A 22,367-nucleotide genomic window follows, 5' to 3' on the forward strand; every position below is an offset into this window, starting at 1 on the left:
TGAACCCGGCGCGGGACACCGGGCAGTCGCACTGCAGCATGCGGCGTGACAGGCCCGGTGCTAGCATCCGGCTACCACCTGAATCGATCCAAACGCCGATGCCCACGCTGGACCGTCGTCTCCTGATCGCTGTCGCCGCCACGGCAATGCTCGCTTCCGGCCTGGCGTCGGCCGCTCCCGCCAAAACCGCCGCCGACAAGGCCTACGCCTCGGTCGACCCGTTCATTGGTACTGGAGGTGAAGGCCACACCTACCCGGGTGCCACGGTGCCGTTCGGCATGGTCCAGCTCAGCCCGGACACACGCATCCAGCCACGCGAAAAGGCCTATGGCTGGGCAGCCGGCTATCGCTACGACGACAGCAGCATCGTCGGCTTCTCGCACACGCATTTTTCCGGAACCGGTCATTCGGACCTCGGCGACATCCTGCTGATGCCGTTCACCGGTAATCCCGGCCTGGAGCGCGGTGATCCGGAAAAGCCGCGCAGCGGTTACGCGTCGCGCTTCCGCCACGACGACGAGAAGGCCGAGCCGGGCTACTACGCGGTCACCCTGGACGACTACAAGGTGCGCGCCGAACTGACTACCAGCGCGCGCGTGGGCGTGCACCGCTATGCCTTCCCAAAGGGCACCGATGCCAAGGTGCTGCTGGACATGCGCACCAGCATGTACGACTACCCGGGCAAGGTGCTGTGGTCGCGGGTGCGGGTGCGCGCCGATGGCACGGTGACCGGCTTCCGCGAGACGCGCGGCTGGGCGCCGGGCCGCCAGCTGTATTTCGCGATGCGTTTCTCGCGCCCGCTGGCCGGGCATGAGCTGCACAACACCGAGCAGGACATCGTCTACAAGGGCTTCCCGCCGCCGGGCGAGAAGGATCCGGCGCAGCGCGCACAGATCGAGGGGCGCCAGCTGGTCGGCACCTTCGCCTTCGGCAAGCTGGATGCACCGCTGGTGGTCAAGGTGGCGATCTCGCCGGTCAGTGAAGCTGGTGCCATCGCAAACCTCGACGCGGAAGTGGCCGGCTTCGATTTCGACCGCGTTCGCGCGCAGGCAAAGCAGGAATGGACGCAGGCGCTGTCGGTGCTCGATATCGATGCGCCGGAACATGCGCGACGCAGCGCCTATACCGCGCTGTACCACACGATGCTGGGGCCAACGCTGTTCATGGATGCCGATGGCCAGTACCGCGGCTCGGACAACGCCGTGCACCAGGCCAAGGGCTACACCAACTACTCCACGTTCTCGCTGTGGGATACCTACCGCGCGCTGCATCCGCTGCTGACGCTGGTGCAGCCGGAGAAGCGCAACAGCGACTTCGTCAATTCGATGCTGGCCCACCATGAGCACAGCCCGTACGGCATGCTGCCGGTGTGGTCATTCCATGGCCTGGAAGACTGGTGCATGATCGGCTACCACGCCGTGCCGGTGATCGCCGACGCCTACGTAAAGGGCATCCGCGGCTTCGACGCCGACAAGGCACTGAAGGCGATGGTCGAGACCGCCAACTACGGGCCCTACGACGGCATCGCGCAGTACCGCGAGCTGGGCTATGTGCCGATCGACGAGGAAGGCGAAGCGGCCAGCAAGACACTGGAGTACGCCTTCGACGACTGGACCATCGCGCGCATGGCACAGGCGATGGGCAAGATCGATGTTGCGGCCACCTTCGACAAGCGCGCCGGCAACTGGCGCAACGCCTTCGACAAGGACACCGGCTTCATGCGCGCACGCAAGCGCGATGGCAGCTTCCGCACGCCGTTCGATCCCAGCGCAAGTGGTTACGGCACCGACTACACCGAAGGCAATGCCTGGCAGTACTCATGGTACGTGCCGCAGGATGTGGCCGGTCTGGCGGCAGCGCACGGTGGCAGTGACAAGCTGCTCGCCCGCCTGGACGAGGTGTTCAACGCCAAGGTCGATCCGTCCATCTTCGAGCACATGGAAGACATCACCGGCCTGATCGGCTGGTATGCGCACGGCAACGAGCCCAGCCACCACGTGGCCTACCTGTACTCGTACGCCGGCCAGCCGTGGCGCACGCAGGCGCGCCTGAAGCAGATCATGGACACCCAGTATGCAGACCGCCCCGATGGCCTGGCCGGCAATGATGACGTCGGCCAGATGTCGGCGTGGTACGTGTTCACCGCCTTGGGCTTCTACCCGGTGGCCCCGGGCTCGGGCGAGTACATCCTGGGTCGCCCGTTCCTGCCGAAGACCGCAATGCGCCTGCCGAACGGCAAGACCTTCACCATCGTGGCCGACGGGCTGGATGACAGGCACACCTATGTGGGCAGCGTGAGCCTCAACGGCAAGCCGTTGCAGCGCACCTTCCTGCGCCATGACGAGATCCTGGCCGGTGGCGAACTGCGCTTCAGCATGCAGGCCGAGCCGAACAAGGCATGGCCGGGGCAGGGCGCGCAGGCGCCGTATTCGATGAGCCGGTGATGATGGGTAGGTGCCAACCAAGGTTGGCATCTACCGGGATCCGCCGGCTGGGGTGCCTTTGGTAGGTGCCAACCTCGGTTGGCACGCGGGAGGTCAACAGCGCCCACCAAGGTGGGCATCTACCGGGATCCGCCGGCCGAGGTGCCTTTGGTAGGTGCCAACCTCGGTTGGCACACGGGACGTCAACAGCGCCAACCAAGGTTGGCATCTACCGGGATCCGCCGGCTGGGGTGCTTTTGGTAGGTGCCAACCTTGGTTGGCATGCGGAACATCAACAGCGCCAACCAAGATTGGCATCTACCGGGATCCGCCGGCTGGGGTGCCTTTGGTAGGTGCCAACCTTGGTTGGCACGCGGGAGGTCAACAGCGCCCACCAAGGTGGGCATCTACCGGAATCCGCCGGCTGGGGTGCTTTTGGTAGGTGCCAACCTTGGTTGGCACGCGGGAGGTCAACAGCGCCCACCAAGGTGGGCATCTACCGGGATCCGCCGGCCGAGGCGCCTTTGGTAGGTGCCAACCTCGGTTGGCATGCGGGACGTCAACAGCGCCCACCAAGGTGGGCGTCTACCGGATGGCGTGACCGGGTAGGTGCCAACCTTGGTTGGCACGCAGGACGTCAGCGGGATCGAAACCGCAACCCCACACGTGCGCCACCGATCGGGGCGGTATCAATCATCAGGGTCGCACCATGCCGCTGCGCGATCTCGGCCACGATCGCCAGTCCCAGCCCGCAGCCATCGCCTTCGCTGCTGGCCCGGTAGAAGCGTTCCGTGACGCGCGTGCGCTCGGCTTCGGCAATGCCGGAGCCGTCATCGTCCACCCACACCTGCACGCCCTCGGCATCCTGCCGAAGGCCGAGGGTGATCACACCTGGTAGGGAACCGTAGCGCAGCGCGTTGTCCAGCAGGTTGCCCAACGCCTCGCGCAGCAGCTGCGGATCGCCCTGTACCTGCACGCCGTCGTCGGGCCCGTCATAACCCAGGTCCACGCCTGCAGCCAATGCACGGTCCGCATAGCGCTCCACCACGCTACGCGCCAACGCGGCCAGGTCCACTGGCTGCAGCGGCAGTGCGCTGCCATGTGGATCTTCGGAGCGGCTCAACATCAGCAGTTGGTTGACCAGATGCTGCAAGCGGGCCAACCCGGCCAGCGTGCCGGACAACGCCAGCTGCTGGGCCTGCGGATCATGCTGGCGCAATGAACTCTCCAGCTCCACCTGCATGGCCGCCAACGGGGTGCGCAGTTGATGTGCGGCGTTGCTGACGAAGCGCCGCTGCGCATCCTGCATCGCGTCCAGGCGCTGCAGCAGCGCGTTGTAAGCCTCCACCGCCGGCCACAGTTCGCGCGGGGCTTCCTGCGCCGGATCCAGCGGTGCCAATGGATCCGGCCGCGGGCTGGCCAGCTTCCGCGCGACCAGGTTGGCATGGCGGGCGGCGGCGCCGGTGCCGGACCAGGCCAGCCACGCCGCCAGTGCCAGGATCGCGGCCTGGAACGGAACGCTGGTCAGCAGCAGCTTGCGTTCCAGCCGGTGGCGCTTGCGCAGTGTCTCGGCCACGCGCAGCCGGATGTCATGGCCCGGGCCGGCGCTGACCACCACTTCGACCATGCGCACCGGTTGACCACGCAGGCGCGCATCGTAGTAGACCGCATCGTCATTCGCGGCGGCGCTCGCCGGACGTGGCAATGCCTCGGGCAGGTCGCCATACAGGCGCCCGCCATCCGCATCGACCACCTCGCCATGCACTTCGTCGGCGGTGTCCCAGGTGAACATGCGTGATACCGCAGGGGTGATCTCGATGGATGCGCGGCCGTCCTGCACCGTCACCAGCTCGGACAACGACATCGCCGAATCCAGCAGCCAGCGGTCGTAGACCTGGCCGGCATAGAAGCGCGCCAACGCGAATGATCCCACCGCACTGCACAGCAGCAGCACCAGCAGCGGCAGCCACAGGCGCCGCAGCAGCAGACCACGCAGGCTGTGCACGCGCTCAGTCACCCACGGCCTCCAGCCGGTATCCAAGCCCACGCAGCATGCGGATGCCGACGCCGGCGCGCGCCTGTTCCAGTTTGCGGCGCAGGCGGCTGACATGCACCTCGATCACCGACAGGTTGGCCTCGTGGTCCCAGCTGTACAGCGCATCGAACAAGCGCTGCTTGGTCACGGTGCGGCCGGGATGCTGCATCAGTGCCTCGACCAGCGACAGTTCGCGCGCGGTCAACTCGATGCGCTGGCCTTCTACCTGCACTTCATTGCGGATGCTGTCGAAGCACAACCGGCCCAGCCGTTTCTGCGCCGGTGCATCGCTGCGGCGGCGCGACAGTGCACGCAGGCGGGCTTCCAGCTCACCGAGTGCGAACGGCTTGGCCAGGTAATCGTCGCCACCGCGGTCGAGGCCGAGGATGCGGTCCTCCACACCATCGCGCGCGGTCAGGATCAGCACCGGCAGGGTGGCGCCGTCGTTGCGCAGGCGCGAGAGCAGGTCCAGGCCATCGACGTCGGGCAATGAAAGGTCCAGCACCATCACGTCATACGGTGCGCTGGCCAATGCCGCCGGCGCGTGCAGTCCACGCGAGAGGTGGTCGCACAGATGACCGGCACCCTGCAGGGCGCGGATCAGTCCATCGGCCAGAGCGGCGTCGTCTTCGATCAGCAGGATTCGCATTGCAAGCTTCGTGCAAGGTTGGGGCAAGTTTGGCGCAAGTGCATCACCTTACCGTGACGTGCATGAATTTCTCCTCTCGTCTTGCGGCCGTGCTGGCCACGCTTCTGTGCGCGCCTGCGGCTTCGGCGCTGTCCCTGCAGGAAGCGCAGCGCGCAATGGAAGCACACAACCCGGACCTGCGCGCAGCGGCACTGGAGCTGCGCGGTGTGCAGGGCGATGCGCAGACGGCGGCATTGCGCCCGGCCACCGAGCTGTCGATCGGCACCAGCAAGATCAGCCCCAAGCACGGCATCGGCCCCGGACGCTGGCAGGACAAGCGGGTGGACAGCACCGTGGGCCTGGGCTGGACCTGGGAGCGCGGCGGCAAGCGCGCACTGCGCATCCGCCAGGCCGACGCGCTGCTGGAAGTGGCCGGGCTGGAGATGCTCGATGCGCGGCGTCGCCAGCAGGTGGCGCTGCATGAAACCTATTTCGGCCTGAAGGGCGCCCAGGAGCGGGCGCGGATTGCCGAGGCCAACTGGCAGAGTTCGGCCGAACAGATGGCAGCGGCGGACAAGCAGGTCGCGACAGGGGCGATGGCACCGGTGGATCGCGCGCGGCTTGCGGTGGACGACCTGGCGGTGGCCGACGCGGCGCGCGAGGCGGCCCTGGATCTGCGCGACGCGCGGCATGCGCTGGGGCTGCTGCTCGGCCGCGACGACAGCCATGACCTCAGCGCCGATGATCCGTGGCCAGACCCCGCGGGCAGGGTCGATACGCGCGCGTTCGACCCGCAGCAGCGCGCCGACCTGCGTGCCGCGCGTTCGCGCCTGGCTGCGGCCGACGCGGGCGTGGCTCTGGCGCGCAGTGAGCGCCATCGCGACATCCAGCTGGGTGTAGAGGCCGAACGAGAGCCGACCGACATCAGCGGTGTTACCTGGGGCGTGTCGTTGACCATTCCGCTGGGGGGGCCGTCGCGCGCGCGCGGCGCGATCCAGCGTGCCGAGGCCGACCGTGACAGCGCCGCGCTGGAGCTGCAGGTGCTGCAGCGCGAAGCACGCGCCGAGCTGGACCAGCTGCAGGCCAGCGCGCAGTCCGCCGCACAGCGCCGCAGCGACTATGAGGGACTGCAGTCCGACGCCGCACGCAAGGCGGTGCAGGGCATCGAACTGGCGTACCGGCGCGGTGCCGCCAATCTGACCGATCTGCTGGATGCGCGCCGCAGCTGGCGCGACTTCGAGGCCGCACTGATCGAGGCGCGCACCGACCATGCCATTGCACTGGCGCGCTGGGAAGCCGCCACATCCGTTGCCGAAGGAGAATCCCGATGAAGTCCACCGTCGCCTATCGCCCGCAGGCGCGATACGCCGTGCTGCCCGTCTTGCTGGCGCTGATCCTGCTGGGCGGCTGTGGTCGAGAGCCAGCTTCCTATCTTGAGGACGCACCTCGGGTCAGTGCCGGCCAGATTCAGTTTCCTTCCGACAGCCGCCAGCTGGACGTGCTGCGCAGCGAGACAGTGAGTGCCGGCGCCAGCGCCAGCCTGCAGCTGCCGGGCCGGGTGGTCTGGGATGAGACGCGCTCCAGCGCACTGCACACGCCGCTGTCGGGGCAGGTAGCGCGCATCGAGGCACAGCCGGGGCAGAAGGTGAAAGCCGGCCAGGTCATCGCCTGGATCACCTCGCCCGAGTTCGGCCAGGCTCAGGCTGAAGGTGCCCGTGGTCGCGCCGAGCTGAAGCAGGCACGCAAGGAACTGGACCGTACCCGCGAACTGCATGCGGCGGGAGTGGCGTCGGGTCGTGAACTGGACGAGGCCGAGGCAAACTTCGCTGGCAGTCAGGCTGATCATGCACGCGCGGCCGCCTTCGCCAAGGCCTATGGCAACGGCCAGCGCGTCGACCAGCGCCTGCCGCTGCGCGCTCCCATCGATGGCGTGCTGGTGGAGCGGCGGATGAGCCCGGGCATGTCGGTCAGCCCCGACAGCGATCAGCCGTTGGCAGTGATCGGCGATCCGGACCGCCTGTGGCTGTTGCTGGACATTCCCGAAAGCCTGGCCGGACGTTTGAAGGCCGGCATGCAGGTGAGCGTGCCGGGTGCAGATGGCCAGCCGCTGCAGGCGACCCTGCAGCATGTGGATGACTTCGTCGACAGCGAACGCCGCGTGGTGCAGGCGCGCGCCGAGCTGGACAATCGCGCACGCGGCTTCAAGGCGGGACAGTATGTGCGCGCCCAGGTGGCGTTGCCGGCCGAGGGCGGTGTCTCGTTGCCCGATGCGGCGGTGCTGCTGATCGACGGCAAGCAGGTAGTGTTCGTGGAAGAGGGCAAGGGCCGCTACGTGCGCCACGCCGTGCACGCCGAGGAGCTGGGTGACGGTCGACTGTGGGTGCGTGACGGTCTGGCGGCTGGCAGCAGGGTGGTGGTCGAAGGGGGCCTGCTGCTGCAGCAGCTGGTCGACAGCGCGCCAGCGGCCGCCAGCACCGGCGCGGGGCATGCCGCCCCATGATCGATCGCCTGATTGCCTATTGCCTGCGCCAGCCGCTGATGGTGATGCTGGCACTGCTGTTGTTCATCGGCGGCGGCATCGCCGCGTTCCGCGTGCTGCCGGTGGAGGCCTTCCCGGACGTCTCCGACACCCAGGTGACGGTGGTGTCGCTGCACCCGGGCCGCGCCGCCGAAGAGGTGGAACGCGAAGTGACGATGCCGCTGGAAGTGGCCTTGTCCGGCATTCCGCATTCGGTGCGGGTGTTCTCGCATACCCAGTTCGGCTTGTCGATGATCATCCTGACCTTCGACGACAAGGCCGACGACTATTTCGCGCGGCAGCAGGTGCTGGAGCGCTTGCAGGGTGTGGAGCTGCCAGAAGGGGTGACCCCGGAGCTGGAAGCGATGAGTTCGGCGGTGGGTGAGATCTACCGCTACGTGCTCAAGGGCCCGCACATGACATCGACCCAGCTGCGCACCGTGCAGGAATGGACGATGGAGCGCAGCCTGCGCACCGTGCCGGGCGTGGCCGATGTGATCAGCTTCGGCGGTTTCGCGCGCACCTTCCAGGTCAAACCGGACCTGGACAAGCTGCGTGACCGCGGCATCAGCCTCGGTGAGTTCGCCGAGGCGCTGGAGAAGGGCAGCTCGAACGCCGGTGGCGGCTACGTGGAGCGCGGCCAGCAGCAGTTCCTGATCCGTGGTGTGGGCTTGATGCGTTCGCCGGGCGACATCGGCAACGTGGTGGTGGCGCAGCGCGGGGGCACGCCGATCCTGGTGCGCGACCTCGCCGGGGTCGCCGACACCGGCCTGCCACGCCAGGGCCTGGTCGGCCAGGACGGCAATGATGATGCGGTGTTCGGCATGGTGCTGATGCGCAAGGGTGAGAATCCGTCCGACGTGCTCGACGCCCTGCATGCGCGCATCGCCGAGATCGAAGCGAACCAGCTGCCGGCCGGGGTCAGCATCGAGCCGTTCTACGACCGATCGTGGCTGGTGTCGACTACCTTGAAGACCGTCTTCCGCAACCTGCTGGAAGGTGCGGTGCTGGTGTTCCTGGTGCTGTGGCTGTTCCTGTACAACGCCCGCGCCGCACTGATCGTGGCGGCAATGATGCCGCTGGCGCTGTTGTCGACCTTCCTTGGCCTGCACCTGTGGGGCGTGCCGGCCAACCTGCTGTCCTTGGGTGCGATGGACTTCGGCATCATCATCGATGGCGCAGTGATCGTCACCGAACACATCGTCTCGCGATTGTCGAAACTGCCACCTACGGCCGACCGGAAGACGCGGTTCTCGACCATTCTTTCAGCCGCATCGGAAGTGGGCCGGCCGACGTTCTTCTCGATGCTGATCATCATCGCCGCGCACATTCCGATCTTCACTCTGCAGCGGCAGGAAGGCCGCATGTTCGCACCGATGGCGTACTCGGTGACCTCGGCCCTGATCGGTGCGTTGATCCTGGCGCTGACCGTGGTGCCGCTGTTCTGCTACTGGTGGCTGCGACGGGACCGCATGCGAGATGGCAATCCGCTGATGGACCGCCTGACCGGCTGGTACCGGCCGATCCTGGAGCGTGCACTGGCCCGGCCACGTGCGGTGGTGCTGACCGCAGTGGCGTTGCTGGTGGGTACGTTGGCACTGGGTACCCGCCTGGGCTCGGAGTTCCTGCCCGAGCTGGACGAAGGATCGATCTGGCTGACCGCCACACTCGACCCCAGCACCAGCCTGGCCGAAGCACAGCAGCAGTCGCGGCGCATCCGCGAGCTGGTCGGCACCTTCCCGCAGGTGTCGACGGTGGTGGCCAAGCTGGGGCGCCCGGAAGACGGCTCCGATGCCAAGGGCGCCAACCAGATCGAGGCGCTGGTGGCGTTGAAGCCGGAGAAGGAATGGCCGAAGGGCGTGGACAACCGGCAGCTGGTGAGCGACCTGCAGCGCACGCTGGAGCAACGCATTCCGGGGCCGGAGTTCTCGATCTCGCAGCCCGTGCGCGACAACATCCTGGAGAGCATTTCGCAGATCAAAGGCCAGGTGGTGATCAAGGTCAGTGGCTCGGATCTGGACGTACTGAACCGGCAGGCGCAGGCGATCCTGGGCCAGGTGCGTGGGGTGGAGGGCGTGGAGAGTGCCTTCATTGACCGCGATGGCTCGTTGCCGCAACTGCAGATCGAGATCGACCGCGACCGTGCAGCACGCTATGGGCTGAATGTGCGTGACATCGACGAAGTGATCGAGACCGCGCTGGGCGGGCGCCAGGTCGGCGAGCTGTGGGAGGGCGACCGCAAATTCCCGATCACGTTGCGCCTGGACGATGCCGACCGTGACCTGCAACGGCTGCGTACGGTGCCGGTGGGCATCGGCGATGGCCACACGGTGACGTTGTCCGACGTGGCCGACTTCCGCATGGCCAGCGGCGCGATCAATATCTCGCGCGAGAACGCACAGCGGGTCAAGGCGGTCAGCATCTTCATCGCTGGTCGTGACATGGGCAGCGTGGTGGCCGACATGCGCAAGCGCGTGGATGCCAGCGTGCAGCTGCCGGAAGGCTACCGGCTGGAATGGTCCGGTGAGTTCGAGAACCAGCAGCGTGCGATGAAGCGGCTGGGCTGGGTGATTCCGCTGTCGGTGCTGATCATCTTCGTGCTGCTGTTCGATGCCTTCAAGGACATCAGCAGCGCAGCACTGATCCTGGCCAACGTGCCCCTCGCGATGATCGGCGGCATCCTGGCCCTGTGGCTGACCGGTATTCCGCTGTCGGTGTCGGCGGCCATCGGTTTCATTGCGTTGTTCGGGCAGGCGGTGCTGAACGGTGTGGTGATGCTCAGTCGCTTCGCCCAGCTGCGCGAGCAGGGCATGGACCTGCTGCAGTCGGTGGTGCAGGGCTCGCTGCAGCGCCTGCGTACGGTGCTGATGACCGCGCTGCTGGCGATGTTCGGCCTGCTGCCGATGGCGACCTCGCACGCGATCGGCGCCGAGACCCAGAAGCCGCTGGCGGTGGTGGTGATCGGCGGCCTGCTGTCAGCGATGCTGCTGACCCTGCTGGTACTGCCCACGCTGTACTACTGGGTGCACCGGCGTCGCGAGGCCCGCGCCGGCTGATCGGCACCGTAGATCCACGCCATGCGTGGATGCGACCCGGCCGCCAGGCATGGCCCGGTAGGTGTCCACCTTGGTGGGCACGCGGCGACGCGCCCACCAAGGTGGGCGACTACCTACACCATCCCGCCATTGGCGCGCAGCACCTGGCCGTTGATCCACCCGCCATCGGCACCGGCCAGGAAGGCCACCGCTCCGGCGATGTCCTCCGGCGTGCCCAGTCGCTCCAGGGGATTCATCTTTGCCAGCCGCTCGATCAGCTCCGGTGCCTTGCCCTCCAGGAACAGGTCGGTGGCGGTCGGGCCGGGAGCTACTGTGTTCACGGTGATGTTGCGCCCACGCAGCTCCTTGCTGAGGATCGCTGCCATCGTTTCCACCGCCGCCTTGCTGGCCGCGTACACGCTGTAGTTCTCCAGTCTGATGCCGACCACGCTGGTGGACAGGCTGATCAGGCGGCCGCCGTCGCTCACCCGTCGCGCGCTTTCGCGCAGCACGTTGAAAGCGCCTTTCAGGTTGATCCCGATCACCCGCTCGAACAAGGCATCGTCGCTGTCGGCCAGCGGCGCCAGCTGCAGCACGCCGGCGCTGTTCACCACCACGTCGATACCGCCGAAGCGGGCCTCGATGGCGTCGAACAGCTGGCGCACCGCCTGCGGGTCCGCCACATCGGCCTGCAGCGCGACGGCGTGTGCGCCAGTGGCCGTGAGTTCGGCGGCCAGTGCTTCGGCGTCATCGCGGCGGCCGGCGTAGTTGATCGCCACGGCATGGCCGTCGGCGGCCAGGCGGCGCGAAATGGCAGCGCCGATGCCACGGGAACCACCGGTGACCAGGGCGACACGGCGGGCGGAGGAGGTGGGCATGGTAGGTTCCAGCAGGGCGCGCCGGACTGGCGCAGTGCCATCTTCGCCATCTCATCGATCCGGATAATCATGCATAATCCGCCAACATCATCCGGGTAGCCGAACAATGGACCGTTTCACGGCCATGCGCGCCTTCGTCCGTATCGTCGAGCGTCGCAGCTTCACCCGTGCCTCCGAGGACCTGGGCCTGCCGCGGGCCACGGTGACCGATGCGATCAAAGCACTGGAACAGCGGCTGGGCGTGCGCCTGCTGCACCGGACCACCCGGCTGGTGGTGCCCACCCTGGAGGGCGAGGCCTTCTATGGCCGTTGCCTGCGCCTGATCGCCGACATGGACGACGCCGAAGCCGCGTTCCGTGACGTGCCGCCGCGCGGCCCGCTGCGGATTGAAGTGCATGGCACGCTGGGCCGGCACCTGCTGTTTCCGCATCTGCCGGACTTCCTGCAGCACTACCCCGAGATCGAACTGGAGGTCAGCGAAGGCGACCGCTATGTCGACCTGCTGCGCGAAGGCGTGGATGCGGCGTTGCGGGTGGGGACCCTGGCCGACAGCGATCTGGCGGCGCGCCGGTTGACGATGTTGCGGGAAGTTACGGTGGCCGCACCGGGCTATGTGCAGGCGCACGGTGTGCCCGAGACCATCGAATCACTGGAGCAAGGCCACCAGATGGTCGGCTATCGCTCCAGCGCCACCGGCCAGCTGATTCCGCTTGAGTTCCAGCAGGGCGCGCAGGTGCGCTACGTGCCACTGCCCGCGCGGGTGAGGGTTTCGGGCGCGGACGCATTCCTTGGTGCCGCCTTGGCGGGTCTCGGCATCATCCAGGCACCGAGCTACCGGATGGACCCCTACATCGCGCGCGGGCAGCTGGTCGAGCTGTTGCCGGACGCGCCGCCGACACCGAGTCCACTGAGCCTGGTCTACCCCCGCAACCGCACACCGTCGCCGCGGCTGCGGGTGTTCATCGACTGGGTGGCCGGGGTGTTCGACCCGATGAGGTAGTGCCGGGGGGGGGGGGGGGGGGGGGCCCCCCCCCGCGGGGGGGGGGGGGGGGGGGCCGGGCCGGCCCCCCCGGGGGCGGGCGCGCCCCCCCCCCCCCCCCCCGGCGCCGCCCCCCCGGCGCCCCCCCCCCCCCCCCCCCACTACCGGGCTGATGCGCTTGGCAGCACCAGCTCGAACACGGTGCCGGTTTCATCGGAGGTCACGCTTACCGTTCCGCCATGCGCCTGTGCAATTGCACGGGTGATCGCCAGGCCCAGTCCAGCACCTTCGTGGCGGCCACGCTCGCCGCGATAGAAGCGATCGAACAGGCGCGGCAGTGCTGCTTCGGCAATCGGCGGGCCGAGGTTGTGCACGCTGACCCTGCACATACCATCGTCCTCGACCAGCTGCACCCGCACCTCGCTGCCCACGGCTGCGTGCTTCAACGCGTTGGATAGCAGATTGGCGATCGCCCGGTGCAGCATCAGACGGTTGCCTTCCACGCTCGCCATGCCGTCGCGGCGCAGGGTCAATTGCCGGTCCTCGGCCAGCAGCCCGTAGAACTCCAGCAGCGAATCCACCACCCCATCCAGTGCCACCGGCTCGCGCGAAGGCAGTGCGCCCGGCGCCTCGGCCTGCGCCAGGTACAGCAGGTCACCCACGGTCTGCGCCAACTGCTGTAGTTCTTCGGCGCACGAGGCCAGCGTCTCGCGGTAGGCCTCGTTGCTGCGGGGGTGGGCCAGCACCACCTGTACCTGGGTCAGCATGTTGGTGATCGGCGTGCGCAGCTCATGGGCCAGATCACCAGAGAACTCGGTCAGGCGCGCGAAGTCCTGCTGCAGGCGCGCCAGCATGCCGTTGAGTGTCTGTGCCAGCTGTTCCAGTTCGGCCGGTGCCGTGCGCGCGCTCAGACGCCGCTGCAATCGACCGGCGGTGATCTGCCGGGCTTCATCGGCCAACGTGCGCAGCGGTCGCAGCGTGCGTCGCACTACGTAGCCGCCGAGCAGGCTGCTGGCCACGGCGGCGCCGATGATGGCGATCGCCAGAAGATGGCGGAAGCGCTGCAGGAAATCGGCATGGCGGTCGTCATCGATGGCCAGCAGGGTGACCAGCTGGCTGCCGTCGGCCAGGGTCTGCCGCAGGTGCAGGGCATGCATGCAGCGACCATCGTCGAGAATCCAGTCGTGCCGCCGTGGCGCGGCGTCGATGGGCTGGCTGCGTGCGTGCTCGCGCAGCAGTGCAGGTGCGGTCGAGAACAGCACGGCTCCGTGGCCATCGACAATGTGGAAGGCGATATCGGGATGATGGCTGAGCGCCTCTGCCAACCGCGGGCCGCGTGCGGCGGCGGGCCCATTGCCAGCAATATCGCGGATCAACGCAACCTTGTTCTCCAGTTCGATGAAGTCCTGGGCAACAAGGTCATGGCGGGCGCTGACATAGATGGCCACGCCCAATGCGGCCAGCACCAGCGTGGCCACGATGGCGAACAGCAGCGTCAGCCGCACCGCGATGGAGCGGCGCAGGCTCATCCGTTGCGCGCGGCGCCGTCGTCCGGCGCCTCCAGTACATAGCCCATGCCGCGCACGGTAATGATCAGCTTGTCGGCGAAATCATCGTCGATCTTGGCGCGCAAGCGGCGGATCGCCACATCGATGACATTGGTGTCGCTGTCGAAGTTCATGTCCCACACCTGCGAGGCGATCAGCGAGCGCGGCAGCACTTCGCCACGGCGGCGTGCCAGCAGCTCCAGCAGGGTGTACTCCTTCTGGCTGAGGGAGATGCGCTGGCCGCCACGCTCCACCCGGCGGCGCTGGGTATCCACCACCAGATCGGCGATGACGATGCGTTCGGCCTGCGGCACCGCCTGGCCCCGGCGCAGCAGGGTACGCACGCGCGCCAGCAGCTCGGCGAAGGCGAACGGCTTGCCCAGGTAGTCGTCGGCGCCCAGCTCCAGGCCCTGCACGCGGTCGGCGATGCTGCTGCGCGCGGTCAGGAACAGTACCGGCACCTGCCAGCCGGCCTCGCGCAGCCGCGACAGCACATTCCAGCCATCCAGACCGGGCAGCATCACATCGAGAATGACCAGCTGGTACTCGCCGCTACCGGCCAGGTGCAGCCCGTCGACGCCGTTGCAGGCGAGATCGACCACGTAGCCGGCCTCGATCAGGCCCTGGCGCAGGTAGTTGCCGGTCTTGGGTTCGTCTTCGACGATCAGCAGTTTCATGGTGCGCCCATCATCGCAGCTTGGGCGTGGGCTGGCTGCGCAGTCTCATGCCAGCGGATCCAACGTGCCGAGAATCGCGACACAGGCCAGCACCAGCAGCGCCAGTACCGATTCGCAGGCCAGGCTGTGGCGCAGTGAACGCAGCGGCCTGGGCTGCCAGCCACCCCGGATGGAGACCGCCAGCGCCGGCACCAGCCGCCAGCGATGCAGCGCGGCCAGACCCAGCATGCCACCCACCAGTGCCAGCTTGAGCAGCAGCCAGCGTCCATGCGCGGCGCCGGTCAGGGTCTGTATGGAACCGCCGAGATCGACATAGGTATAGGTGCCGGTCATCGCCAGCAGGGCGACGATGATCGTGCCGGGCAGGGCGAAGCCGTGCGCGGCCTGCCATAGTTCGTGGGTGCGCTCGCGCAGGCTCGGCCCTTGCCGCCGCAGTGCCAACTGTACGATGGCGGCGATCGCACCGATCCAGGCACCGGCCGCCAGCAGGTGCACGATGCCGGCAGCAAGACGCAGCCGGCCAGCGACCCCATCGCCAGCAGCGGCGTGGCCGTTCCAGGCGAGGCTGGCCAGGGTCACCGCCGAGAGTGCCAGTAGTGCGGGGCGGCGCAGGCCCTGTACCGGGCGATTGACTGCCAGCAGCGGCAGCATTGCCAGCAGGGCCAGGATGCGCAGCAGTCCCGCCTCGCCCACCGGCGTACCGGTAAGAAACCAGCGCGCTGTCTCGCCATCGATGTCGACCGGTGATATGCCAAGCACGCCGGACAAACGGGTGACCACATCGATGCCGACCAGCACCAGTGCCACCAGAACGAGGGCCAGCGAGACGCTGCGCGGCAGTCCGGGGCGGACGAACAGCATCCGCCCGAACAGCAGCATCAGGGCCAGATACAGCGCCAGCCGCAGCGCATACGGCGAAAGCTCGGCCACAGCAGCGGCCTTACTTCACGGTGAAGCGGTAGGTGCCGGTGATCGGATGGCTGTCCTCGCCGACCGCGCGCCACTGCAGCGCGTAACTGCCGGCGGGCAGCGGCTTGGCAAAGCGCGCGCGCAGGGTGTGGCCGTCCTCGGAGATCTCCTGCGCCGTGGTTGGCATCGCCATCTTCATGCGGCCGTGGTCCATGCTCAGTTCGATGCGGGTGGCACGCGGCATCACCTTCTCACTGAACTGCAGCTCGATCTGGCTGGCCGGGGCCACGGTGGCATCGGCCGCGGGCGTCGAACGCACCAGGCTGGGATGGGCCAGCGCCAGCGGCGCGGCCGAAAGGCCGGACAGCAGCAGGGCGAGCGGGGCGACGCGGAACAGGGAGCGGGTCATATGCGGATCACCGATGAGGAAGTGGCCTGCAGGGTGACGTCCACTGCCTTTCGAGGCCCTGACCTGGACATTACCAGTTTGTAATGTTGGCGGCCGGCCTGCGGCCGGCACTACCGGCCCGTGACTGCGCGATCCATGCTGACGGCGAACAACCGACCACACGCCGGAAGGCCGCGCTGAACTTGCTGGGATTGGCGTAGCCACTGGCCAGCGCAACCTCGGTGACGCTGCATCCCTGGGCCAGTGCCCCGCGTGCCCATTGCATGCGGCGTCGGGTCAAGAACGCATAGGGCGGCAGGCCGGTGGCGGCGCGCAGCGCTCGACCGAACGTGGACGGTTCCATCTGCACCGCAGCGGCCAACTGTGCGACCTCAAGAGGCTGGCCGTGCTGTGCATCGATGTAGGCCTCCAGCTGCTGCAGCCGCCGCGTGGACAGTGCCGTGTCCCTGCCGCGTTCCGTGCAGGCAAGCCCGGCAAGCTGACCCAGGCGGTGCAGCAGCACCTGCGCGCCATGCTCGAGGAAGCCGGGCAGGCAAACATCAGCCTGCGCGCTGCACCACAGCGCCTGCAGCACCGAAGTAATCACCGGGTCGTGGTGCAGCCGCGCCGCCAGCGGCTGCAGCTGTTGCAACTGCTGCGGATCCTGCGGATGCAGGTGGGTATCGATGGCGATGCCGAGCAGATCGACCGCGGGGCTGGCATAGGTGCCGGTGTCTCCCGGCAGCACCAGATTGAACTGGCCGGGCCGCCACGGCGCCTGCAGAAGACCGCTGAGGGTGCGCTGCTGCAGCCGACCGCCGCCGCCCACGGCCAGGCCCAGGCGCAGTTGCTGCGGATGTCCCATCTCACCTTCGCTGGCATCGAAGCGATGACGCAGCAGCACCACCGCACCATCGTCGCTGGCGTAGGCCGCAGGGGCCTGCGACCGGGTTTCCTGCAGCAGCTGGTCGGCGAGGGCGGGCATCACGGATCCGGGAATGGAGCGGCGCTGACGGAAATGGAGTGGCGGCAGGATGTGAATGTTACAGGATAACACTCTTGTCCCGCGCTGCCGCCGCCCGCGCGTCCGTCACTCCATCCGTCGAGGTTCCCGCTTTGAAGTCGTCCACGCCTGCTGCCGCGCTCATCGCAGCATCCCTGCTCGTTCCTGCCTTGCCCGCCCTTGCCCAGCAGGCTGACCCGGCCACGCTCGACGGTGTCCGCGTCACCGGTTCCAAGCGCGATACCCCTTACCTGAAGAGCGATCTGTCGGTGACGGTACTCGACAGGCAGGCGCTGAAAGAAGCGGGCGTCACCGAGTTCCGTGACCTCGACAAGCTCGCGCCGAACGTCAAGTTCAATGCGATGGGCCAGCTCAGCAACATGTTCATCTCGATCCGCGGCATCGAGTCCAATCCATTCCTGGTCAATCGTGCCTCGGTCTACATCGATGGCATTCCGTTCCGCGAGCTGAGCAATGCCGTGCTCAACCAGGTCGAGTCGGTGGAGGTGCTGCGCGGCCCGCAGGGCACGCTGTACGGCGCCAACAGCGAATCCGGCCTGGTACTGGTGCGCACACGCGGCCCGGCTGATGCACGCGAGGGCGAGATCAATGTGCGCAGCACCTGGTTCGGCAACGGCAATGGCACCGCTCTCGATGGCTTCCTGGCAGGGCCGCTGAACAAGACGGGCAGCCTGTCCGGCTCGGTGGCGTTCATTGGCTCCGATGAGGACGCCTACCTGAAGAACCTCACACCTTCCGGTGCGCGCGGCAAGGTCGGCGAAGGCTACCTCCAGGGCAAGCTGCGCTGGCGGCCGAGCGATTACGTTTCGGTGAACGCGCTGGCCTATCATCTGCGCACCCGCGCGCCGGGCATGTTCGAGTATGAATACCTGCCGCTGGATACCGGCCTCTACAACCGCACCTACGGCACATCGCTCAATGGCGGCCGCCGTGCCGGTGACTTCACCTACATCAACGATGCCCCCAAGCGCACCGAAAAGGACGAAACGGTGGCCGGCCTCAGTGCGCAATGGCAGCTGCAGGCCGGCACGCTGGACGTGGCCGCTTCCTGGCGGGACGAGGAGGTGACCTCGGCCGGTTACGACTTCGACATGACCAACAGCCCGGCATTGGCCGGTCGCATCTACGACAGGAAGAAGGAATGGACGGCCGAGGTGCGCTTCAGCTCGCCCAGCGACCAGGCGTTGACCTGGATGGCCGGTGTGTCGACCTACCGCAACAGCAAGGATTCGATCCTCGGCACCTTCGTCGGCCCGGCGCTGCATGGGCTGGACAGCTACAACCTGGCCCCGCGGCAGACCTCCAAGGGCGAGGACTACAGCGTCTTCGCCACCGCCAGCTATACCTTCCCGGCGGTGCCGAAGCTGACGGCCAGCGCCGGCCTGCGCCATGAGCAGGCCCGGCGCTCCACCGAACAGCGTGCTGGCGCGCTGGATCTGGGTGCCGGTGGCCCCGTGCTGTACCGCGATGCCGCGCTGGCGCATACCTTCTCGGCCACGCTGCCGCGGGTGTCGCTGCGCTACGACGCCACTGACGACCTGTCCTTCTACGCGGCCTCGGCCAAGGGCTACATTCCGGGTGGCTTCAATCTGGCTGCGGCGCAGAGCGATGTGGTCAACGACAAGGTACTGCGCTACGAATCCGAGCGCATGTGGAGCCATGAGCTGGGCTTCAAGATGAATCTGGCCGGCGGTCGTGGCCACATCGGCGGCGCGCTGTTCCACATCACCTCGGACAACTGGCAGGAGATCCAGGTGGCCACCGATGCCAACGGCCGCCCGATCTCGTCGGACTACGTCGGTTCGGATGCCTCGATCCGTTCGCGTGGTGTCGAGCTGGAGGGCGTGTTTGAAGTGCTGCCGGGTTTCACCCTGATGGCGAATGTGGGCTACGTCGATGCGAAGTACACCAAGCTGTGGGTCAGCGTGGACCAGAACCTGGATGGCAAGCGGGTCAAGCTGACCCCTCATTACACTGGCTATCTGGCGGCGCGCTATCAGTTCGACTCGGGCATCCATGCACGGCTGGAATCGCAGTTCACCGGCTCCAGTGCACTGGATGAACGCAACCGCGCGTTCCAGCCCGCAGTGGCCGTGCTCGGTGCGCAGCTGGGCTACGAGACCGGGCCGTGGAGCGCGCGGGTGTTCGTGCAGAACCTGACCAACAAGCGCCGCATCAATGGCCTGATCTTCGACAACCTGGCCTTCGGGCGCGACGGCAACTACTACGGCCCGGTCGACAGCCCGCGCATCTTCGGCGCGGAAGTGGGTTACCGCTTCTGAGGAATCCACGGTAGATCCACGCCAAGCGTGGGTGGCGGCACCCCGCCGGGCATGGCCCGGCGCTACCGGTGCTGGTGCAATGCCCGCCGGTTGCCGATGTGCGCGCATGCCAGCAGCACGCCGCCGCAGGCGGTGGCCACACCATGCCAGAGCAGCGATTCCTTCAACGGCAGGTACAGCGACGCCGACACCAGCAGGACCGTGCCAACCACGGCCAGCCGCACCGGCAGCCAGCGCCCATGCCGGTACAGCCCGGCCGTGGTACTGGCCAGCGCCAACGTCGAGGCCAACAATGCGAACAACCATTCCCAGCGCGACATCATCAACAGCAGCGTCATCACGCCGTGGCCGGGGTGCTGGAACGAGCGCAGCGCCATCATTGCCGCCGGCACGAAGGCCAGCAGCAGCGGCAGGGCGATGCAATGGGCGGCGCAGGCCAGCGACAGCCAGGCGCCGGCCAGATCGAAACGGGGATGCCAGCGTGCCGAAGTTGGCGGCTGGGCCAGAGCCCTTGCGGGGGTCGGGGGGATGTGGTCCATTATGTTACATAGTAACAATTGGAGTCTCCCCCATGAAGCTTCCTGCTGCTCTTTTCCTGCTGCTGGCCGCCAACGCGGCCCAGGCACACGATGTCCGCCAGCACGCGCCACACGTGCACGGCCAGGCCACCGTTGATCTCGCACTCGACCAGGGAACGCTGGAGTTCGCCCTGCAGGCGCCGGGTATCGGCATTCTTGATTTCGAGCGACCGCCCGCCAACGCGACCGAGCAGGCGGCACTGTCGCGCGCCACGGCATTGCTGAAGGGCGGCAGCTGGGTGACCCTGCCCACCGCCGCCAACTGCCGCCTGGCCAGCAGTGACGCCAGTGCCGAAGGCTTCGCTGCGACCGCCGCTGTGCCAGCGGCCGGGCAGCATCGCCACGCCGGTTTCACTGCCAACCTGCAGTATCGCTGCACGAATCCGAGTGCACTGCGCGCCTTGGTCGTGCGCCTGCCGGTGCTGTTCCCCGGGTTGCACGAAGTCATCGTCAACAGTGCGACGGCCAACGGCCAGGACCGCAGCGTGCTGAGTGCCGACAACCTGCGCGTGGTGCTGGCGCCGTGAGCACGCCAGCGGTGATCGCCCTGGAGGATGTGCAGTTCGGCTACGCAACACGCCTGGTGCTGGATATCCCGCAGCTGCTGATAGAGCAGGGCAGTAGCGTGCTGTTGCGTGGAGTGAGCGGGGGCGGCAAGAGCACCTTGCTCGGCCTGCTGGCCGGCGTCCTGCTACCCGGCAGGGGGCGCGTCGAAGTGGCGGGTCACGCGCTGCAGATGATGCGGGGTGCCGCGCGCGATCGCTTCCGTGCCGATCACCTGGGCGTGATTTTCCAGCAGTTCAATCTGCTGCCGTTTCTCAGCGTACGCGACAACATCGCGCTGGGCCTGCGCTTTTCTCCGGTGCGCAGTGAGCGCATCAGCGGGCCGCTGGACGACGAGATCCTGCGCCTGCTGGAAGCGCTGCAGCTGGACCCGGCGCTGTCCAAGCGTGCGGCCGGTACCCTGAGTGTCGGCCAGCAGCAACGCGTGGCCGCCGCACGCGCCCTGATCGGCCGCCCCGCAGTACTGCTGGCCGACGAGCCGACTTCGGCGCTGGATCGCCAAGCTGCGACCGCCTTCCTGCAGCTGATGTCCGCACAGTGCCGGGCCGCCGGTACCACGGTTCTGGTGGTCAGCCACGATGAAAGCCTGCAGCCCTTGTTCGACCGCACCATCGCGTTGTCGCAGATCAATCACGCAGGTGGCACCCATGCTTGAACTTGCCTGGGCCAGCCTGCGCAGCCGCGCATTGAGCGTCAGCCTCACCGTGCTGGTGATCACCCTCAGCGTGGTGCTGCTGCTCGGTGTTGAGCGCGTGCGCACGCAGGCGCATGAAGGTTTTGCCAGCACCATCTCAGGCACGGACCTGATCGTTGGTGCCCGCTCCGGGCCGGTGAACCTGCTGCTGTATTCGGTGTTCCACATCGGCGACCCGACCAACAACGTGTCCTGGCAGTCCTACCAGGAGCTGTCCTCGCTGCCGCAGGTGAATTGGGCGGTGCCACTGTCGCTGGGCGATTCGTGGCGCGGCTACCGGGTGGTCGGCACCAGTGGCGGCTACTTCGAGCACTATCGTTACGGCGCGGGACATGCGCTGGCGTTTGCACAGGGAAGGCCGTTCGACGATCTGTACGACGCCGTGATCGGCGCAGAGGTGGCACGCGCGCAGAAGGTCGGCCTCGGCGACGAGATCGTGCTGGCGCACGGCACCGGCGCGGTCACGCTGGCCACGCATGCCGACAAGCCGTTCCGTGTGGCCGGCATCCTGCAGCGCACCGGCACGCCGGTCGATTCCTCGGTGCTGGTCTCGCTGCCGGCCATCGAGGCGATCCATGTCGACTGGCGCTCCGGCGTGCAGCTGCGCAGCCAGAGTGTCAGCGCCGAGCAGGCGCGCCATCTGGACCTGACCCCGACCAGCATCACCGCCTTCATGCTCGGCCTGAATTCGCGCATCGCCACGTTCTCGGTACAGCGCAGGATCAACGAGTACCCGGACGAGGCGATGCTGGCGATCCTGCCCGGCGTAACCCTGCAGCAGCTGTGGCAATCACTGGGCACCGCCGAGCGGGCACTGCAGCTGATCAGTGCGATGGTGGTGCTGTTGGGCATGGTCTCGCTGGTGGCACTGCTGGTCTCGACCCTGCAGGAGCGCCGGCGCGAGATGGCCGTGCTGCGTGCGATCGGTGCACGCCCGGGCTATATCGCCAGCCTGCTGGTGGTGGAGGCGGTAGCGACCAGCGCGCTTGCCTGCGTGCTCGCACTGGCCGCACTGGTGGTGGCCAGCCTGGCCGGGCGTGGCTGGGCGCTGGCCAACTTCGGCCTTTCGATCACCCACATCTGGCCGGATGGCCGCGAACTGGCGTGGGTCGCGGGTGTGCTGGCGATCAGCGCGGTGGCCGGCCTGGTACCGGCGCTGCTGGCCTATCGGCGCACGCTGGCCGATGGCCTGTCACCCGGGGGCTGAG

General features: G+C 67.5%; 18 protein-coding genes. 9 read left to right on the forward strand and 9 right to left on the reverse strand.

What is annotated here, in order from left to right:
* The first annotated feature begins 98 nt into the window (after positions 1-98).
* Positions 99-2,444 (forward strand): GH92 family glycosyl hydrolase, encoded by a 2,346-nt coding sequence (locus V3B25_RS02625; protein WP_049422966.1) that lies wholly within the window; start codon positions 99-101, stop codon positions 2,442-2,444.
* 616 nt (positions 2,445-3,060) lie between these two features.
* Here the strand turns inward: V3B25_RS02625 and V3B25_RS02630 are convergent.
* Both V3B25_RS02630 and V3B25_RS02635 read right to left on the reverse strand, forming a co-directional pair.
* A complete protein-coding gene (locus V3B25_RS02630; RefSeq protein ID WP_049422156.1) occupies positions 3,061-4,440 on the reverse strand; it encodes a sensor histidine kinase in 1,380 nt (459 codons plus the stop codon).
* Positions 4,433-5,107, reverse strand: coding sequence for a response regulator (locus tag V3B25_RS02635; RefSeq protein ID WP_005413615.1), 675 nt, complete (start codon positions 5,105-5,107; stop codon positions 4,433-4,435). Before V3B25_RS02635 ends, V3B25_RS02630 begins: the two co-directional genes overlap by 8 nt.
* Before the next feature lie 62 nt (positions 5,108-5,169).
* Between V3B25_RS02635 and V3B25_RS02640 the strand changes: the two genes are divergently transcribed.
* From V3B25_RS02640 to V3B25_RS02650, 3 genes are read left to right on the forward strand one after another with little or no spacing between them, the layout of a single operon-like run.
* Complete coding sequence (locus V3B25_RS02640; RefSeq protein ID WP_049422157.1) at positions 5,170-6,417, forward strand: TolC family protein; 1,248 nt, start codon at positions 5,170-5,172, stop codon at positions 6,415-6,417.
* The gene (locus V3B25_RS02645; RefSeq protein WP_277778322.1) at positions 6,414-7,586 is read left to right on the forward strand and encodes an efflux RND transporter periplasmic adaptor subunit; all 1,173 of its coding nucleotides are present in this window, start codon (positions 6,414-6,416) and stop codon (positions 7,584-7,586) included. The genes V3B25_RS02640 and V3B25_RS02645 overlap by 4 nt, the downstream gene beginning before the upstream one ends.
* Positions 7,583-10,660, forward strand: coding sequence for a CusA/CzcA family heavy metal efflux RND transporter (locus tag V3B25_RS02650; protein ID WP_329809984.1), 3,078 nt, complete (start codon positions 7,583-7,585; stop codon positions 10,658-10,660). The genes V3B25_RS02645 and V3B25_RS02650 overlap by 4 nt, the downstream gene beginning before the upstream one ends.
* Before the next feature lie 113 nt (positions 10,661-10,773).
* Here V3B25_RS02650 and V3B25_RS02655 read toward each other — a convergent pair whose 3' ends face one another.
* Complete coding sequence (locus tag V3B25_RS02655) at positions 10,774-11,517, reverse strand: SDR family oxidoreductase (RefSeq protein ID WP_329809985.1); 744 nt, start codon at positions 11,515-11,517, stop codon at positions 10,774-10,776.
* A gap of 106 nt (positions 11,518-11,623) precedes the next feature.
* Between V3B25_RS02655 and V3B25_RS02660 the strand changes: the two genes are divergently transcribed.
* Positions 11,624-12,517, forward strand: a complete 894-nt coding sequence (locus V3B25_RS02660) for a LysR family transcriptional regulator (protein WP_329809986.1) — start codon at positions 11,624-11,626, stop codon at positions 12,515-12,517.
* A gap of 140 nt (positions 12,518-12,657) precedes the next feature.
* Here V3B25_RS02660 and V3B25_RS02665 read toward each other — a convergent pair whose 3' ends face one another.
* The 5 genes from V3B25_RS02665 to V3B25_RS02685 form a co-directional block, all read right to left on the reverse strand.
* A complete protein-coding gene (locus tag V3B25_RS02665) occupies positions 12,658-14,025 on the reverse strand; it encodes a heavy metal sensor histidine kinase (RefSeq protein WP_329809988.1) in 1,368 nt (455 codons plus the stop codon).
* Positions 14,022-14,720, reverse strand: coding sequence for a heavy metal response regulator transcription factor (locus tag V3B25_RS02670; protein WP_329809989.1), 699 nt, complete (start codon positions 14,718-14,720; stop codon positions 14,022-14,024). The genes V3B25_RS02665 and V3B25_RS02670 overlap by 4 nt, the downstream gene beginning before the upstream one ends.
* Positions 14,721-14,765: 45 nt before the next feature.
* Positions 14,766-15,650 carry a copper homeostasis membrane protein CopD gene (copD, locus tag V3B25_RS02675; protein ID WP_329809990.1) on the reverse strand — a complete coding sequence of 295 codons (885 nt, stop codon included), beginning with the start codon at positions 15,648-15,650 and terminating at the stop codon, positions 14,766-14,768.
* A 10-nt stretch (positions 15,651-15,660) separates the two neighbouring features.
* The gene (gene copC, locus V3B25_RS02680) at positions 15,661-16,038 is read right to left on the reverse strand and encodes a copper homeostasis periplasmic binding protein CopC (protein ID WP_329809991.1); all 378 of its coding nucleotides are present in this window, start codon (positions 16,036-16,038) and stop codon (positions 15,661-15,663) included.
* 70 nt (positions 16,039-16,108) lie between these two features.
* Positions 16,109-17,002, reverse strand: a complete 894-nt coding sequence (locus V3B25_RS02685) for an AraC family transcriptional regulator (protein ID WP_329809992.1) — start codon at positions 17,000-17,002, stop codon at positions 16,109-16,111.
* 188 nt (positions 17,003-17,190) lie between these two features.
* Here V3B25_RS02685 and V3B25_RS02690 point away from each other — a divergent pair, with 188 nt between their 5' ends.
* Positions 17,191-19,323 (forward strand): TonB-dependent receptor, encoded by a 2,133-nt coding sequence (locus V3B25_RS02690; protein ID WP_329809993.1) that lies wholly within the window; start codon positions 17,191-17,193, stop codon positions 19,321-19,323.
* Positions 19,324-19,385: 62 nt separating this feature from the next.
* Here the strand turns inward: V3B25_RS02690 and V3B25_RS02695 are convergent, their stop codons facing one another.
* Positions 19,386-19,862: a MerC domain-containing protein gene (locus V3B25_RS02695; RefSeq protein WP_329809994.1), complete on the reverse strand. Its 477-nt coding sequence runs from the start codon at positions 19,860-19,862 to the stop codon at positions 19,386-19,388.
* 32 nt (positions 19,863-19,894) lie between these two features.
* Between V3B25_RS02695 and V3B25_RS02700 the strand changes: the two genes are divergently transcribed.
* Genes V3B25_RS02700 through V3B25_RS02710 form a run of 3 tightly spaced genes read left to right on the forward strand, consistent with a single transcriptional unit; the run spans position 19,895 to position 22,366 of the window.
* Complete coding sequence (locus V3B25_RS02700; RefSeq protein ID WP_071227990.1) at positions 19,895-20,428, forward strand: DUF2796 domain-containing protein; 534 nt, start codon at positions 19,895-19,897, stop codon at positions 20,426-20,428.
* Positions 20,425-21,120: an ATP-binding cassette domain-containing protein gene (locus V3B25_RS02705; protein WP_032129457.1), complete on the forward strand. Its 696-nt coding sequence runs from the start codon at positions 20,425-20,427 to the stop codon at positions 21,118-21,120. Before V3B25_RS02700 ends, V3B25_RS02705 begins: the two co-directional genes overlap by 4 nt.
* Positions 21,113-22,366 carry an ABC transporter permease gene (locus tag V3B25_RS02710; RefSeq protein WP_329809995.1) on the forward strand — a complete coding sequence of 418 codons (1,254 nt, stop codon included), beginning with the start codon at positions 21,113-21,115 and terminating at the stop codon, positions 22,364-22,366. The genes V3B25_RS02705 and V3B25_RS02710 overlap by 8 nt, the downstream gene beginning before the upstream one ends.
* The last annotated feature ends 1 nt before the right edge of the window (position 22,367 follow it).

The organism is Stenotrophomonas sp. SMYL8 (genome assembly GCF_036320065.1).
Taxonomy (GTDB): domain Bacteria; phylum Pseudomonadota; class Gammaproteobacteria; order Xanthomonadales; family Xanthomonadaceae; genus Stenotrophomonas; species Stenotrophomonas maltophilia_A.

Excerpts from the sequence above, each read along its gene's own strand:
- V3B25_RS02625 (WP_049422966.1), top strand. The coding sequence starts at position 99 with ATGCCCACGCTGGACCGTCGTCTCCTGATCGCTGTCGCCGCCACGGCA.
- V3B25_RS02635 (WP_005413615.1), bottom strand. The coding sequence starts at position 5,107 with ATGCGAATCCTGCTGATCGAAGACGACGCCGCTCTGGCCGATGGACTG.
- V3B25_RS02640 (WP_049422157.1), top strand. The coding sequence starts at position 5,170 with ATGAATTTCTCCTCTCGTCTTGCGGCCGTGCTGGCCACGCTTCTGTGC.
- V3B25_RS02645 (WP_277778322.1), top strand. The coding sequence starts at position 6,414 with ATGAAGTCCACCGTCGCCTATCGCCCGCAGGCGCGATACGCCGTGCTG.
- V3B25_RS02650 (WP_329809984.1), top strand. The coding sequence starts at position 7,583 with ATGATCGATCGCCTGATTGCCTATTGCCTGCGCCAGCCGCTGATGGTG.
- V3B25_RS02655 (WP_329809985.1), bottom strand. The coding sequence starts at position 11,517 with ATGCCCACCTCCTCCGCCCGCCGTGTCGCCCTGGTCACCGGTGGTTCC.
- V3B25_RS02660 (WP_329809986.1), top strand. The coding sequence starts at position 11,624 with ATGGACCGTTTCACGGCCATGCGCGCCTTCGTCCGTATCGTCGAGCGT.
- V3B25_RS02665 (WP_329809988.1), bottom strand. The coding sequence starts at position 14,025 with ATGAGCCTGCGCCGCTCCATCGCGGTGCGGCTGACGCTGCTGTTCGCC.
- V3B25_RS02670 (WP_329809989.1), bottom strand. The coding sequence starts at position 14,720 with ATGAAACTGCTGATCGTCGAAGACGAACCCAAGACCGGCAACTACCTG.
- copC (WP_329809991.1), bottom strand. The coding sequence starts at position 16,038 with ATGACCCGCTCCCTGTTCCGCGTCGCCCCGCTCGCCCTGCTGCTGTCC.
- V3B25_RS02685 (WP_329809992.1), bottom strand. The coding sequence starts at position 17,002 with ATGCCCGCCCTCGCCGACCAGCTGCTGCAGGAAACCCGGTCGCAGGCC.
- V3B25_RS02695 (WP_329809994.1), bottom strand. The coding sequence starts at position 19,862 with ATGGACCACATCCCCCCGACCCCCGCAAGGGCTCTGGCCCAGCCGCCA.
- V3B25_RS02700 (WP_071227990.1), top strand. The coding sequence starts at position 19,895 with ATGAAGCTTCCTGCTGCTCTTTTCCTGCTGCTGGCCGCCAACGCGGCC.
- V3B25_RS02710 (WP_329809995.1), top strand. The coding sequence starts at position 21,113 with ATGCTTGAACTTGCCTGGGCCAGCCTGCGCAGCCGCGCATTGAGCGTC.